This is a genomic window from Streptomyces sp. SID13726, from assembly GCF_010548375.1.
Taxonomy (GTDB): domain Bacteria; phylum Actinomycetota; class Actinomycetes; order Streptomycetales; family Streptomycetaceae; genus Streptomyces.
Map to the genome: position 1 here is coordinate 237,072 of NZ_JAAGLY010000010.1, position 15,909 is coordinate 252,980.

At 69.4% G+C, this 15,909-nt stretch carries 6 protein-coding genes; 4 read left to right on the forward strand and 2 right to left on the reverse strand.

Annotation, left to right across the window (positions count from 1 at the left end; all coding sequences use genetic code 11):
* The first annotated feature begins 28 nt into the window (after positions 1-28).
* The 3 genes from G3I78_RS26520 (at position 29) to G3I78_RS26530 (ending at position 11,763) form a co-directional block, all read left to right on the forward strand.
* Positions 29-4,351: a LamG-like jellyroll fold domain-containing protein gene (locus G3I78_RS26520; RefSeq protein WP_164428869.1), complete on the forward strand. Its 4,323-nt coding sequence runs from the start codon at positions 29-31 to the stop codon at positions 4,349-4,351.
* Positions 4,352-4,462: 111 nt separating this feature from the next.
* Positions 4,463-11,290, forward strand: coding sequence for a polymorphic toxin-type HINT domain-containing protein (locus G3I78_RS26525; RefSeq protein WP_164428870.1), 6,828 nt, complete (start codon positions 4,463-4,465; stop codon positions 11,288-11,290).
* Positions 11,287-11,763: an Imm26 family immunity protein gene (locus G3I78_RS26530; protein WP_164428871.1), complete on the forward strand. Its 477-nt coding sequence runs from the start codon at positions 11,287-11,289 to the stop codon at positions 11,761-11,763. The genes G3I78_RS26525 and G3I78_RS26530 overlap by 4 nt, the downstream gene beginning before the upstream one ends.
* A gap of 18 nt (positions 11,764-11,781) precedes the next feature.
* Here G3I78_RS26530 and G3I78_RS26535 read toward each other — a convergent pair whose 3' ends face one another.
* Entirely contained in the window at positions 11,782-14,055 is a 2,274-nt protein-coding gene (locus G3I78_RS26535) for a helix-turn-helix domain-containing protein (protein ID WP_164428872.1), read from the reverse strand.
* 147 nt (positions 14,056-14,202) lie between these two features.
* Here G3I78_RS26535 and G3I78_RS26540 point away from each other — a divergent pair, with 147 nt between their 5' ends.
* Positions 14,203-15,036: an alpha/beta hydrolase gene (locus G3I78_RS26540; RefSeq protein ID WP_164428873.1), complete on the forward strand. Its 834-nt coding sequence runs from the start codon at positions 14,203-14,205 to the stop codon at positions 15,034-15,036.
* Between the two features lie 108 nt (positions 15,037-15,144).
* On the opposite strand, the gene G3I78_RS26545 is transcribed toward G3I78_RS26540, so the two are convergent.
* Positions 15,145-15,843: a YoaK family protein gene (locus G3I78_RS26545; RefSeq protein ID WP_164428874.1), complete on the reverse strand. Its 699-nt coding sequence runs from the start codon at positions 15,841-15,843 to the stop codon at positions 15,145-15,147.
* Positions 15,844-15,909 lie beyond the last annotated feature (66 nt).

Consider the following 15,909-nt stretch of genomic DNA (forward strand, 5'->3'; position numbering starts at 1 on the left):
AAGAGTCGGCGTCGCACTCGTCACGGTCATGGCGCTAGCCGCAGGAGTATTCGGCGCCACAGCAGAGGCGGCCACGGCGAAAGCCGGCAACCCGGCCGCCGACGCCACCGGCGCTGACGCCACCGCCGCCGACGCGCTCGGCGGCGCGGCCGAGACCGGTGCGGGGGCCGGAGCAGGGGCTGGAACGGGCGAGGACGCCCAGGCGCTGGCGGAGGCCGAACGCACCGGCAAGCCTGTCGAGATCACCTCGCTGCGCGGCGAGAGCAGCGAGGTGTTCGCCACGCCTGAGGGGACGCTGGAGGCCCGGGAGCATCTGCGTCCGGTACGGACCAGGGTGGACGGCGAGTGGCGGGACATCGACACCAGTCTGGTCAGGAGAGCGGACGGGACGGTGGCCCCCGCTGTCACGGCCGTCGGCCTCGCGTTCTCGGGCGGCGGGTCCGCCCCGCTGGTGCGGATGACGAAGAGCGGCCGTGCACTCGCGCTGTCCTGGCCCGGGCAGCTTCCGTCTCCTGAGCTGAACGGGGACACGGCCACTTATCCGGACGTACTCCCCGGGGTCGACCTGCGCATGACGGCGCAACAGGACAGCTTCACCCAGCTTCTGGTCGTCAAGTCGGCCGAAGCCGCGGCGAGCACGGAACTGAGCGAACTGCGTCTCGACCTGGATGCCGACGGCATGCGGGTGGAAGAGACCGCCGACGGCGGCCTGGCGGCGATCGACGAGGGCGCGGGCAGCCCGGTCTTCGAGGCGCCTCGTCCCATGATGTGGGACTCCAGCACCCGGACACCCACGGGCACCGCCGAGCGGTCGGCCACCGCCAAGAGCACCGCCAGGAGTTCCGCCGCGGTGACCGTCGCGGCTGCGGGCACCGAGGCCGGCGCGAACTCCTCCGAGGCGGCAGCCTCCGAGTCCGCCAACATGGCCCCGGTCGGCGTCGACGTTCCTGCCGCGCAGAATGCCCTGGTCCTCACACCCGACAGCGATGTGCTGCGCGGCGAGGACACGGTGTACCCGGTGTTCATCGATCCCCAGTGGTACTCCCCGAAGGCCACGGCCTGGACGATGGCCTCCAAGTACTGGGCGTCCTCGCCGCAGTGGAAGTTCAACGGCGACTCGGACCAGGGCATGGGCTACTGCAACTGGTCCTACTGCGCGCCGCACGACACCAAGCGGCTCTTCTACCGCATCCCGACCTCGAAGTTCGCGGGCCGCAGCGTGATCCAGGCGGAGTTCGTCGTCCGCAACACCTGGTCGGCGTCCTGCTCGGCGCGGAGCGTGGAGCTGTGGCGCACCAAGGGCATCTCCTCCTCCACGACCTGGGACTCGCAGAACGCGAGCGGCTTCTGGATCGACCATCTGCGGACCGAGTCCTTCGCCTACGGCTACACCGGATGCGCCGCGAAGGACGCGGAGTTCGACGTGAAGTCCGCGGTGCAGCAGGCGGCGGACAAGAAGTGGTCGACGATGACCTTCGGCCTGAAGGCGTCGAGCGAGACCGACGGGTACGGGTGGAAGCGGTTCTCGGACGACGCCTACCTGCGCGTGGAGTACAACCGTCCGCCGCCGCAGATCAAGATGTCTCAGCTGACCATGGAGTACGGCGGCACGTGCAAGAAGCCCGCCTCCGCCGCACGGGTGCGCACCCTGGGCAAGATCTACGCGAATGACGTCACCGACCCGGACGGCGACTCGGTGTCGGTGGAGTTCTGGGCGAGCTGGGACGCCGGTGACGGCAAGGGCTTGATCACCCGCTGGAAGTCGGGACGGACGACGGCGAAGAAGTCCGGCTCGGACTTCGCGATCAGCCTGCCGTCCTCCATTCCCGCGAAGAAGACGGTGAATTGGTACGTCCGTTCCTACGACGACGCTCAGTACTCGCCGTGGTCCCACGCGGGCGACGCGACCGCCTGCTACTTCGTGTACGACACGGATGTACCGAAGGCGCCCACCATCTCCTCGGCCATCTATCCGGCGAAGAACGCCGAGGACCCTGACGACCCCTGGTACGACGGAGTCGGCCAGTACGGCGACTTCGTGATCACCGGCGCTGTCTCCGACGTCACCAAGTACTGGTTCGGCCTCAACAACGACCCCGTCTCCACCAACACCGTCACCACGTCCGGCGGGGCTGCCAGAACCGTGCCGGTCCTGCCGGTCAAGCCGGGCCTGAACACCTTCACGGCGCGGTCCTTCGACGCGGCCGGCAACGCCTCCGAGATCCACACCTACCAGTTCCGCGTCAAAGCCGGACAGCGCGAACGCGCCGCCTGGTCCATGGACGAGACGGCGGGTGCCACCCAGGCCGCGGGCAGCGCACCCGAGCAGACCGCGACCCTCCACAACGGCCCCGTCCCCAATGCCGCGGGCAAGTTCGGCACGGCGGTGCAGTTCGACGGCGTCGACGACTACGCCGCCACCGATCTCGCCACCATCAACACCGACGTCAGCTTCTCGGTGTCCGCCTGGGTGAAACTCTCCGCGCTGCCGTCCGGAGCGGCGGTCGCGGTCTCCCAACGCGGCAACCATGCCCCGGGATTCGAGCTGTACTACTCCAAGGGCTACGACCGCTGGGTGTTCAACCAGTACAGCTCCGACAGCACGGACGCCACCCCGGTCCGAGCCATGCAGGCCGCCGCCGGCGGGGTCAAGGCCGGGGAGTGGACGCATCTGGTCGGCATCTACGCCGCCGGTGAGAAGCTGCTGAAGCTGTACGTCAACGGCGCGCTGGCCGGGACCACGGCGTACAGCACGGCGTGGAACGCACGGCGTGGCATGACGATCGGCGGCAGCTTCCTGGACGGGGCGGCTGTGCCCACCTCGCTCTTCCCCGGCGCCGTCGACGAGGTGAAGACCTTCGAGAAGCCGCTGTCGGCGACCGAGGTCTCCACCCTCTACGGTTCCAACACCATCGGTGGCGGCCGCCCGGCCCGCGCGGTCTTCTCCATGGACGACGCCGCCGACGCGACCGCGCTGAGCGGCCGGGCCGATGTGAACCCCGCGGTCCTCAAGGGCGGCGCCGCCACCGGCTCGGCCGGGATCGACGGCAACGCGCTCACCCTGGACGGCACCGACGACTACGCCACCACCGGCGGCCCGCACATCAACACCTCCTACAGTTTCGCCGTCTCGGCCTGGGTCAAGCTGCCGAAGACGAAACCGGCCCACGCGGCGACCGTCGCCTCACAGATCGGCACCACGGTGACCGGGCCGGAGCTGTACTACTCCAACAGCTACGACCGCTGGGTGTTCAACCAGCACAGTGCCGACACCGCCGACTCCACGGTGGTGCGCGCCATGCAGCCCACCGGCACCACCGCCTACGGTGGTGAGTGGACACACCTGGTCGGCGTGCAGGACACCGTGGCGGACACGCTCGCGCTGTATGTGAACGGGAGCCTGGCCGGCACCGTCGCCCTGCCCTCCACCTGGTACGCCGGGGGAGCGGTGCAGATCGGCGCCAGCGCGTTCCAGGGCGTGGCCACCTCGTTCTTCCCCGGACAGATCGACGACGTACGGCTCTTCGACCGGCCGGTGTCCGCGGGCGAGGTGCAGCAGCTGTTCAAACAGCGCGCGGTGGTCAAGGGCCGGTGGAAGTTCGAGACGGCGAGCGGCTCCCCGCTGACCTCACCCGACGCCTCGGCCTCGGGCAACGCCATGACCCTCTACAACGGCGCCGCCGCGGGCTCCGGCCTGGTGGACGGTTCCATCGACGGTGCCGTCGTCCTCGACGGCGTCGACGCCTACGCCGCCGCTCCCGTCGTACCGGTCGACACCAGCGCCAGCTTTACCGTCAGTGCCTTCGTCCAGACGGCGGCTGTCCCGACCGGTCCTGTCACCGTCATCAGCGCACCCGGGGCAGCGAAGAGCGCGTTCGCGGTGCGCTACGAACCCAGTGCCGACCCGGCCGCCGATCCGGGCCGCTGGCGGATCGCCACGGCCGACACCGACAGCGCCGGCGCCACGGTCTCCGACATCGGAAACGGGCTGTTCTTCGGCCCTACCGAGTGGAACCACCTGGCGCTCGTCTACGACGGCTTCTCCAAGGGGATCAGCCTCTACGTCAACGGCCAGCTCCAGGAGACGGCCTGCGCCGACACCGACGAGGACGGGACGCAGGACGACGCGAGCTGCGCCGAGACCGTCTCGTGGTCCGACGACGTGCTGATGTACAAGGCCACCAAGACCCTGCAGCTGGGCCGGGACACCGTCGGGTCCACGCCCGGCCGGTACTTCCCCGGTGCGCTCTCCGACGTCTGGGTGTTCCAGGGCGCGCTGACCGAGACACAGATCGCACACCTCTCCGCAGGCATGCCCGGTGTGGAGACCTCGGTCCCCAGCGGCGACTGACCGGCACGGCAGCCGGGGACGGTCAGGCCCGTCCCCGGCCCGCTCACTTCACCGCGCGAGGCGCGGTTCCCCGCTGCCGCGGAGCACTCAACGGGAGGAAGACGAACGCACATGAAGACCAGATCCCGCTCCAGAGCGATCCGGCCGTGGCGCACGGTCGCCGTCACCACGGCCGCCCTCCTGACCGCGACGCTCCTCCAGACGGCGGGGGCGCCCGCCGTCGCCGAGGGCTGGCGGATGCCCGCCGTGCCGCAGGCCGAGTCGCCCGTCCCCAGCGTCCCGGTGGGCAAGGTGGTTCCCCGCAAGGTCACCAAGGGCCCCCGGACGCCCGCCGAGGCACCGGCCACGGACTGGCCGAAGGCAGCCGAGACGAAGGTGACGCTCCATCAGAAAGCAGCCAGGGTAAAGGGATCGCCGCTGACCCTGGCCGCCGAGCGGGACACCACGACCTACACCGTGCGCACGCTGTCGCGCGAGGCCTCGCGCAGGACGGGTGTGGACGGACCGGTCTTCACGCTGAGCCCCCGCGAGGACACCGCCCAGCGGCCATCGAAACTGCGTGCCGGACTGGACTACTCCTCGTTCGCAGGCCTGTACGGCGGCGGCTACGCCTCCCGGCTGACCCTGGTCAGTCTCCCGGAGTGCGCGCTGACGACCCCGCAGAAGAAGCAGTGCCGTACGGCCACCCCGGTGAAGACCGTCAACGACACCGAACGGCAGACGCTGACCGCGAACTCGGTTCCCCTGAGCGCGAGTTCGGCGACCGTGCTGGCGGCGACCGCCGCGGCGAGCAGCGACAAGGGTGACTACAAGGCCACCTCCCTGACCGCCTCGTCGACCTGGAACACGGACCTGAGCAGCGGTTCGTTCGCGTGGTCGTACGCCATGCCGGTGCCTCAGGTGCCCGGCGGGCTGACCCCGCAGGTGGGGCTGTCGTACTCCTCCGGCGGTGTCGACGGTCGCACCGGCGACACCAACAACCAGTCCTCCTGGGTCGGCGACGGCTTCGACCTGGCGCCGGGCTTCATCGAGCGCAAGTACAAGAGCTGTGCCGACGACGACGTCACCAACGCCGACGGCAAAGAGCCGGCTGATCTGTGCTGGGCGTACGACAACGCCACGCTGTCGCTGAACGGTTCGGGCGGGGAACTGGTGCCCGACGGCACCAACTCCTTCAAGCTGCAGAACGACGACGGCACGAAGGTCGACCGGATCTACGGCAGTTCCTCCGACGTGCGCTCCAACGGCGCGCGCAACGACGAGTACTGGCGGGTGACCACCCCCGACGGCACCCAGTACTACTTCGGCTACAACCGGCTGCCGGGCTGGGCGAGCGGCAACGAGACCACCGACTCGGCCTGGACGGTGCCGGTCTTCGGCGACGACTCCGGCGAGCAGTGCAACGCCTCGACCTTCGCGGCCTCCTGGTGCCAGCAGGGCTGGCGCTGGAACCTGGACTACGTCGTGGACCCGCACGGCAACGCGGTCGCGTACTACTACGACAAGGAGACCAACTCCTACGGCCGGAACCTGACCGCCGCCGACGACACGCCGTACGTACGCGGCGGCACCCTGGACCGGATCGAGTACGGGCTCAAGTCCAACGCCGTGTACTCGGCGAAGGCACTGGCCAAGGTCGACTTCACCAACAGCGAGCGGTGCCTCCCCGACAGCGCGACCACCTGTTCGTCCATCTCCACGGACGCCCAGTACTGGTACGACACTCCGTGGGACCTGAACTGCGCGGCGGGCACCGACTGCGACAACGGCCGTTTCTCCCCGGCGTTCTTCACCCGCAACCGGCTCACCTCCGTCGCCACCCAGGTGCTGGTGTCCGGTTCCTACAGCAACGTCGACGGCTGGAAGCTCGCTCACCGCTGGGGCATGGCCGACACCGACTACCAGCTGCTGCTGGACTCCGTCCAGCGCACCGGCTACGGCACCGGTGGCACCTCGATCACCCTGCCGAAGGTCACCTTCGGCTACACACAGTTGGCCAACCGGCTCGACAAGACCGGCGACGGCTACGCCCCGTTCATCAAGTCCCGGCTGTCCGGGGTCGCCGACGAGTCCGGCGGCCAGATCGACGTCGGCTACTCGGCCTCGGAGTGCGACTTCGCCGCGCTGCCCACCCCCGAGACCAACAAGACCCGCTGTTTCCCGCAGTACATCGGCGGCAGCACCAGCGCCGACCCGGACCTTCAGTGGTTCAACAAGTACGTGGTCGCCACGGTCACCGAGACCGACCGCACCGGAGGCTCGCCCGACCAGGTCACCAGGTACGACTACCTCGACGGAGCCGCCTGGCACTACGACGATGACGACGGGATGACCAAGGAGAAGTCCAAGACCTGGTCGCAGTGGCGCGGTTACGGCCATGTCCGGGTGCGCACCGGCGGCCAGGGCGGCGCCTCGGCGATGAAGTCGCAGGAGGACACGTACTTCCTGCGCGGCATGGACGGCGACCGCAAGAACTCCTCCGGCGGAACCAAGAGCGTGTCCGTCACCCTCGACTCCGGCGAGGGCGAAGCGATCACCGACCACGAGTCGCAGTCCGGCTTCGCCTACAAGACGGTCACCTACTCCGCCCCGGACGGCAAGGTACTGGCCAAGACCGTGAACCGGCCCTGGTACCAGCAGACCGCGAAGAAGGTCCGCGACTGGGGCACCGTCACCGCCAACCTCACCGGCAACGCCTCCAGCAAGTCCTGGACCTCGCTGGACGACGGAGCGGGCAGCAAATGGCGTACCACCTCGACGGCCGACACCCACGACACCACCACCGGCCTGGTCACCCAGACCAACGACCTGGGTGACACCGGCACCGCGGCCGACGACCGGTGCACCCGCACCACCTACGTTTCCGGCAGCGTCCCGCAGGGTGCTCCGGCTCGGGTCGAGACCGTCGCCAAGGCGTGCGACGCCACCACCAGCCGGCCGGACGACGTCGTGTCCGACGTCCGTACCGCCTACGACGGCGGGGCCTACGGGGCCGCGGCCACGAAGGGCGATGTCACCAGGACCGCGAAGCTCAAGACCTACAGCGGCACCAGCGCGGTGTACCTGGAGAGTTCGTCCACCTACGACGGCTACGGCCGGGCGCTGATCACCACCGATCTGACCGCCGACGTCACGGCCACCTCCGCGGGCGCGGTCACCAGGGCGGTCCGCACCGACGGACGGGCCACCACCACCGCGTACAACCCGACCACGGGCTTCCCGGCCGGCAGCACGGTGACCACACCACCCGCCACGCCCGGGACGAGCACGACCGCGCAGACGTCGACCACCGCCTACGAGACCCTGCGAGGACTGCCGCTCACCGAGACCGACACCAACGGCAAGGCCACGAACTACGCGTACGACGCACTGGGACGCACCACCAAGGTGTGGCTGGCCGACCGCCTCACCGGCCAGACCCCCAGCTACGAGTTCGGCTACACCATCACCGACGATCAGCCGGTCGTCGTCTCCACCAAGACGATCGGGAACTCGGACACCCAGGACACCTCGTACGCCTTCTACGACGGTTTCCTGCGCCCCCGCCAGACCCAGGCCCCCGGTCCCGAGGGCGGAACCCTGCTGGCCGACACCTTCTACGACGAACGTGGCCTGGTCAGCAAGGAGTTCGCCACCTACTTCACCAAGGACACGGCACCCTCGACCACGCTCCTGAAGCCTGAGAACGCACTGAGCGTGGAAACCCAGACCCGGCACACCTACGACGGCCTGGGCCGCGAGACCGAGGTCCGGCAGATCGCCGGAAACGGCGACGGCGGCACTGTCCTGGGTATCACGAGGACGATCCACGGCGGCGACCGCACCACGGTCATCCCGCCGGTGGGCGGCACCGCCCGGACCACCGTCACCGACGCCCGCGGCAACACCAGCGAACTGCGTCTGCTGCACACCCGCGCCCCCGAGGCCGCCTACGACACCACCACCTACGGCTACAGCCCCCGCGGTGAACTCACCAAGGTCACCGATCCGGTCGGCAACGCCTGGACCTGGACGTACGACCTCATGGGGCGGCTCACCGACACCACCGACCCGGACAAGGGAGCCACCCACAGCGACTACGACGACCGCTCCCAGCTGACCAGCACCAAGGACGCCCGGGACACCGTCCTCGCCTACACCTACGACGGACTGGGCCGCAAGACCGAACTCAGAGACGGCTCGGCCACCGGCCCGCTGCGCGCCAAGTGGGTCTACGACACCGTCAGCGGAGCCAAGGGCCACCTCGCGTCCAGCACCCGCTACAGCGGGGGCCAGGAGTACACGTCGAGTGTCGTGTCGTACGACCGGCTGTACCGGCCGTTGCGTACCCAGGTGACCATCCCGGCCAGTGAGGGCAAGCTGGAGGGCGCGTATCTGTCGGTGGCCGCCTACAACACCTCGGGAACGGTGCGGAGCGTCGGCTACCCCAAGGCGGGTGACCTGGCCGCCGGCACCGTCGCCTACACCTACGAGGACCGGACGCAGCGGCCCGTCAAGGTCAGCGGCCCCCTCAACCTGACCGCGACCACCGCCTACAGCTACGTCGGCAAGCCGCTGCAGTACGAGATGTACGCGAACGGTGGGAAGACCACCTACGAGAACAACACGTACCAGTGGGGCACCCAGCGGCTCGCCACCTCGACGATGGGCCGCCAGGACGTCGCGGGAACCGACCAGGAGAACACCTACTCCTACGACGAGGCGGGCAACGTCCTGTCCGTCTCGGACACCTCCCGCTCCGGCACCGACAACCAGTGCTTCACCTACGACTGGCTCGGCAGGCTGACCGAGGCCTGGGCCCAGCCGTCCAAGGTCTGCGCCACCACCCCCAGCACCGCCGTACTGGGGGGCCCGGCCCCGTACTGGGCGTCCTACTCCTACGACAAGGTGGGCAACCGGCTCACCGAGACCCAGCACGCCACCGGCGTCGGCGCCTCGGACACCGAGCGCAGCTACCACTACCCGGACCCGGGCGCGGTCCGGCCGCACACGCTCACTTCGGTGGACACCACCACCGGGACGGTGAAGTCCACCGACAGCTTCGGCTACGACAAGGCGGGCTACACCCACACCCGACAGCTCGGCGACGGCACGTCCCAGACCCTCGACTGGGATGCCGAGGGCCATCTCGCCAAGGTCACACAGCCGGTGGAGGGCGGCAGCGACAAGGTCACCGAGTACCTGTACGACGCCGAGGGCAACCGTCTGATCGGCCGTACCCCGACGGAGACCACGCTCTACCTGGGCTCGACGGAGGTCACTCTCGCCAAGGGCGCCACCAGTGCGAAGGGCACCCGCTATTTCGACCTCGGCGGCGGCCACCAGGCGGTCCAGTCCAACAACGGAAGCATCGCCTTCAACCTGGCCGACCATCACGGCACCGCCCAGCTGTCCGTCAACGCCGACACCCAGGCACTGACCCAGCGCCGCACCCTGCCCTTCGGCGGACTGCGCGGCGCCGAGCCGAACTCCTGGGCCGGCACCAGGGGCTTCGTCGGCGGCACCGCGGACACCGCCACGGGTCTCACCCACCTCGGGGCGCGTGAGTACGACCCGGCGACCGGACGTTTCCTATCGGTCGACCCGGTCTTCACCGCGGCCGATCCGCAGCAGATGCACGGCTACAGCTACGCCGACAACAACCCTCTGACCTATTCCGACCCGGCCGGCACGGAGATCGGCTCACGGCCCAACTCCTGCCAGTACTCCCTGGCGAACTGCAGCAAGCACACCCAGAAGGAAGTCGGCTACGACGCGAAGACCGGTACGACGGACTACCGGCGCGGGAACATCTACAAGCGCTCCCAGGCGGCGAAGAAGCACTGGGTCGCCGCGTACACCCCGGTCACGAACGACGTCGACACGTTGTCGGACTACTTCTCCAGAAGCATGATCGGGGAATTCTCGGGCGACTTCTGGGACAACCCCGTCTACGAGAACTCGGGGGCGGGTCAGGCATGTTACGGCCGAGAAGGCTGCCGCCAGGCATACCTCTACATCCTGGGCAAGGACAAACGAGGTGAGGTCGCCGACGCCGGGGTCGCCAAGGAGATCGCGGCCACCTACTGCGTCTACAACGCGGACGAATGCAGCGAGAAGGCCGAGGAGGTCGCCCGCGGCGGCAGGATCCGGGACGCCTTCAACTCGGCGGTTCTCGGCCTTCTGACCGGCGGGGTCGGGGCGAGATCCTGCAACAGCTTCGTTCCCGGTACTCAAGTCCTGATGGCGGATGGCACGACCAGACCCATCGAGGATGTCAGGACCGGCGACAAGGTCCTCGCCACCGACCCGAAGACCGGCCGCACGACTGTCAAGACAGTCACCGCTGAGATCCTCGGCAAGGGATTGAAGAAGCTGGTCAGGATCACCCTGGCCACCGAGGCCGACGGCAAGAAGCACACCTCTGTCATCACCGCGACGGATGGCCACCCGTTCTGGGTCCCGGAGATCGCGGCCTGGGTGGATGCCACGAACCTGTCCAAGGGCGAAGAACTCCGCACGCCCAGCGGGGAAGTGGTCCGCATCACCGAGGTGCGTCGCTGGACCGAGTCTGCGATCGTGCACAACCTCACCGTCGCCGACTTCCACACGTACTATGTGCTGGCAGGCGATGCGCCGGTTCTGGTTCACAATGCCACGCCCACTCCGCCGCCCGGTGTCGTCTACCTTCGTACGGATTTGACCACCGGACTGGAGTACGTCGGCCAGGCGAAGAGTTGGAAACGCTATCTGAAGAGACAGGCCGAGCATGCCAAGAGCAATCCTGGCTCTGCGTACACTTTTGAAGTACTTGGCCGGGCAAAGCCAGGAACTGACTTGGATGTACTGGAAGAGAGCTGGATGCGCGCCGGTGGTGGAAAGTACATCCTGGAGAACAAGCGCGTTCAGATGAGTGATGCTCGCTACAGAGCAGCTGGAGGTACCGTCTCGTGCCCGTGAAGTATCGACAAGGTGACGTCTTTTCCATCCCTGTAGCGGACGGGATGCCGGCCGCAGGGCGTGTTGTCCTGAAAATGCGCGGGGGAAATATCCTGGTGGCCGTGTATCCGGAGCGTTCGGAGACGGTCGACAGTGTCGACCTGGAGCGGCTTTCGGTTTCTCGGCCAGTTTTTACCGTTGAAACGATGGATCTTTTCATCAAGAACGGTAACTGGCCGGTGCTGGGAAAGTGGGCGCCGGCCGTGGAGTCGCCCATTCCGGTGTACAAGACCCAATTCGAGCCGGGTGGCCCCTTCTACGAGCAGCACATCGACGGGACCATCGGTGGTCAACTGACCGATGAGGAGGCCGTTCACCTCAAGAGGCAGAAGTCCTTCTCGCCGGCTCTCGTGGAGAAGGCTCTCCGGGCGCTTCAAGGTCTTGAGCCATGGCTCCCTGTCTTTGACGAGATGCGATCCGGTGAGGCTGTGTGAGGTCAGAGAATGTGGCAGTCATCGGTCGAGATGTTCGATCGCTGTCCTCGTCTCCGTCGCCGCTGCCAAGTCGCCCACGGCCAGGAACAGTTCGTGTGCCCGGGTGAAGTGGGTGTGCGCCTCGGTGAGTTCGCCGGAGTTCTTCAGGGCCGTCGCGAGGCCCGTGAGGGTCTGGGCGTGGAGGCGGTCGAGGTGGGCGCGGGCGAGGGGGGTGGTGACGGTTCGGTAGGTGGCGATCGCCTCCGGCCAGCGGTTCAGGGCCAGTAGGTCGTTCGCTATCTCGTGGCGGAGGAGGACCTGGACGAGCTCGTTGAGGCCGGGTACGTCTCCGGCGTGGAGGTCGAGCAGGGCCCGGTGCAGGCTCAGCGCCTCCTCCGCGCGGCCGGACTCGCGGAGTGCCTTGCCGAGGACCCGTTGGGCGACCGCCCTGCCCGCGGTGTCGTCGATCGACTCGAAGAGCCGGGCCGCCCGGGTCGCCGCCTCCGCCGCGGCTTCCGGCTGCCGTCGGCTCATGCAGGCTCCGCTGATGTACGACCACGACCACGCCTGCTGGCCCGGGTCGCCGGTCTCGGTCGCCAACTTCAGGGCCTGGCGGGCCAGTTCCTCGGCGTGGTCGTACTCGTAGGCGCCGACCGAGTGGGCCCAGGCCAGGCAGTTGAGCTGTTCGGCCTCGGCGGTCCGGTCCCCGAGGGCCGCCGCGGACCGGGCGCCGTGCGAGAAGAGGGTGCGCCACTCGGGCCACTGGTTCCAGCGGTCGGAGAACCAGTACAGGGTGCGCGCGGTGTGCAGGATCTCCTCGTGCCGGTCCGCCGCGAACAGCACCGGCAGTGCGCCCGCCCAGTTCGCGCGCTCGGCGGTGAGCCACTCCTCGGCCTCCTCGGTGGAGCCGGGGGTGAAGGCGTCGGGTTCGCCCGGCCACGGCTGAGGAGCGCCGGGCGCCTCGAAGAGACGGCCTGCCGCGGACGCCGACCGCAACAGCCAGTCCGCCATGCGTAGTTGGACCTCCCCGACGTCGGCCCCGGCCGCCGTCCCCGGCTCCTCCGCCTCAAGGCGCTCGCGCGCGAAGAGCCGTACGAGATCGTGCAAGGCGTACCGACCCGCCGCCGTCTCCTCCAACAGGCCCCGGTCGACCAGGAGATCGAGGGAGTCCTCGGTGGTGAGCGGGTCGGCGTCCGTCAGTACCGCGGCGAGGTCCGGGCCGGTGTCGTGGCCCGGCAGCAGGGGGAGGCGGCGCAGCAACAGGCGGTGCGAGTCGGTGAGTTGGCCGTAGGAGAGGGCCAGGGCGCTGCGGACCGCCAGATCACCCGCGACCAGGCCGCTCAAGCGGCGCTCCTCGTCGGCCAGTTGGCCCACAAGGCGGGCCGGGGTCCAACTCGGGCGGCTGGAGAGGCGGTTGCCCACGATCCGCAGGGCCAGCGGGAGATGGCCGCACAGTTCGGTCAGCCGGGTGATCGCCGCGGACTGGCCGTCGGTGCGCGGGGCGCCGAGGATGCGCTCCAGGAGCCGCGCCGACTCCCCGCCGCTGAGCCCGCCGAGCCTGATCCGCCGTACGCCTTCGAGGCCGGCCAGCGGGCGTCTGCTGGTGACCAGGACCAGGCTGCCCTCGGCGTCCGGCAGCAGCGGCCGGGTCAGGGTCTCGTCCGCCGCGTCGTCCAGGACGACCAGGGCGCGGCGGGTGGCGAGCGTGGCCCGGTACACGGCCTCGCGGGCGACCGGGTCGACCGGGATCCGGTCCGGCGGATGGCCGAGCGCGGTGAGCAGCAGGACCAGCGCCTCGGCGGCCGGCACTGGCGAGTCGCTCATGCCGTGCAGCTGGACGCAGACACAGCCGTCGGGGAAGGCTCCCGCGAGCCGCCGTACCGCCTCCGCCGCCAGGGTCGTCTTGCCCTGTCCGCCCGGCCCGAACAGCACCACCGCCCGGGTACGGCTGCCGGTGGCGAGCGCCTCCAGCTCCGCCAGTTCCTGCTCCCGGCCGGTGAAGTCCGGGACGGTCCGCAGGAGATACGGCGAGGGCGGCGCCCCGTCCCGCTGCGCCCCACCCCGCTCCCGGCCGGCGTCGGCCAGCCGCTGGAGGCGCTCGCGCTGCTCTGCGTTGAGCCGGAGAGCGGCGGCGAGCGCGTCGACCGTACGGCGCTGCGGGCCACGGCTGCGGCCACGCTCCATGTCGCCGAGCGCGCGGACACTGACCCCGGACGCCACGGACAGCTCCTCCAGGGTCAGGCGGGCGGCCCGGCGCAGGGAGCGGAGGGTGACACCGAAGGGGGTGGTGGGGCAGGGGGTTCGACTGGTCATCACGACAATGAGAACAAGCGTCGGCCGCTCGATACTTCCGCCTGCACTTCTGCCTGGCGGCAACCGCTCCCCGCTGGTGTGCTGGAGTCTCCGACCCAAGTCCGGCCCAAGTCCGACCCAAGTCCGACCCATGGAGGAAGAACCGACATGCCGTACATCACCGTTGGCGAAGAGAACTCCGCGCCGATCGAGCTCTACTACGAGGACCACGGCACCGGACAGCCCGTCGTCCTGATCCACGGCTACCCGCTCGACGGCCACTCCTGGGAGCGCCAGGTCCCGGCCCTGCTGGAGGCCGGCCACCGGGTCGTCACCTACGACCGGCGCGGCTTCGGCCGCTCCTCGCAGCCGACCACGGGCTACGACTACGACACCTTCGCCGCCGACCTCGACAAGGTGATCGAGGAGCTGGACCTGACCGACGCGGTCCTCGTCGGCTTCTCGATGGGTACCGGCGAGGTGGGCCGCTACCTGGGCACCTACGGCTCGGGGCGGGTCGCCAAGGCCGTCTTCCTGGCCTCGCTCGAACCCTTCCTGCTGAAGACCGACGACAACCCGACCGGCGTCGACCAGTCCGTCTTCGACGGCATCCTGGCCGCGGTCACCAAGGACCGGTACGCCTACTTCAGCGCCTTCTACCAGGACTTCTACAACCTGGACGAGACGCTGGGCAGCCGGATCAGCGAGGAGGCCCTGCGCAACAGCTGGAACGTGGCCGCCGGCTCCTCCGCGCACGCCTCCGTGGCCTGCGTGCCGACCTGGATCACCGACTTCCGGGCCGACGTCGCCAAGGTCGACGTACCGTCGCTCATCGTGCACGGCACCGGCGACCGCATCCTGCCGATCGACGCCACCGGGCGCCCCTTCCGCACGCTGCTGCCCTCCGCCGAGTACGTCGAGATCGAGGGCGCCCCGCACGGGCTGCTGTGGACCCACGCGGAGGAGGTCAACGCGGCGCTGCTGGCGTTCCTCGCCAAGTAGCCGCCGCCAGTAGTCGCCGCGAGGAGCCACCGCCAGTAGTTGCTGCGAGGAGCCACCGCCGGTAGTCACCGCCAGTAGTTACCGGAGGCGGTCACCCGAAGGCAGGACTCACTCGCGCCCCGAGGCGACCACCGCCAGCACCGCCACCAACCCCGCCGCGACGGCCAGCGGAATCCCGAGACCGTGATGGAGCACCAGCCACGCGCCCAGCGCGGCCCCGGCGACCATCGCGATCACGGACGCCGTACGGCGCGGGGAACGGGTGCCGGGGCCGCCGCCCGCCCTGGAGTCGGCGGCGAGGCCGGTCAGCGTCATGGTCAGCACGGTCGTCGTCAGGTCAGGGACGCCGAGCCTGCGGACCGTGGCGTTGCGCAGGCCCATCGCGAAGGCGGTGACCGCGATCAGGGTGTACACGGTGACCGTGGCACCGGGCGCGGCGAACGCGACCACCGCCGAGGCGCCCAGCAGCAGCGCCTCGGCGGCGAGCGTGAGCCGGGCCCAGGTGCGGCGGGAACCCCCGCCGAGCCGTACGGCGACCCGCCCGCCCGCGACCGCGCCCACCACGAAGGACGCCAGCGAGGTCAGGGTGTGCGCCACCGAGAAGCCGGGGGCGCCGGCGGCGGCGAAGCCGAGCACGACCACGTTCCCGGTCATGTTCGCGGTGAAGACGTGCTCCAGGCCGAGATAGCTGACCGCGTCGATCAGTCCGCTGACCACAGTCAGCCCCAACAGCACGGCCACCAGGCGCAGTCCGCGCCCCTCGCGGTCGTCGGCTGCCTTCGTGTCGGCGCTGCTCTGTTCGCTCATCGAGTCTCCGGGCGGCCGGACGGACGGGGTGCACTCAAGTCCACCACGGATGCGGGGGACTCTCGG

Bases quoted from the DNA above. Each gene is read 5' to 3' on its own strand.
- G3I78_RS26520 (WP_164428869.1), top strand. From the start codon at position 29: ATGGCGCTAGCCGCAGGAGTATTCGGCGCCACAGCAGAGGCGGCCACG.
- G3I78_RS26525 (WP_164428870.1), top strand. From the start codon at position 4,463: ATGAAGACCAGATCCCGCTCCAGAGCGATCCGGCCGTGGCGCACGGTC.
- G3I78_RS26535 (WP_164428872.1), bottom strand. From the start codon at position 14,055: ATGACCAGTCGAACCCCCTGCCCCACCACCCCCTTCGGTGTCACCCTC.
- G3I78_RS26540 (WP_164428873.1), top strand. From the start codon at position 14,203: ATGCCGTACATCACCGTTGGCGAAGAGAACTCCGCGCCGATCGAGCTC.
- G3I78_RS26545 (WP_164428874.1), bottom strand. From the start codon at position 15,843: ATGAGCGAACAGAGCAGCGCCGACACGAAGGCAGCCGACGACCGCGAG.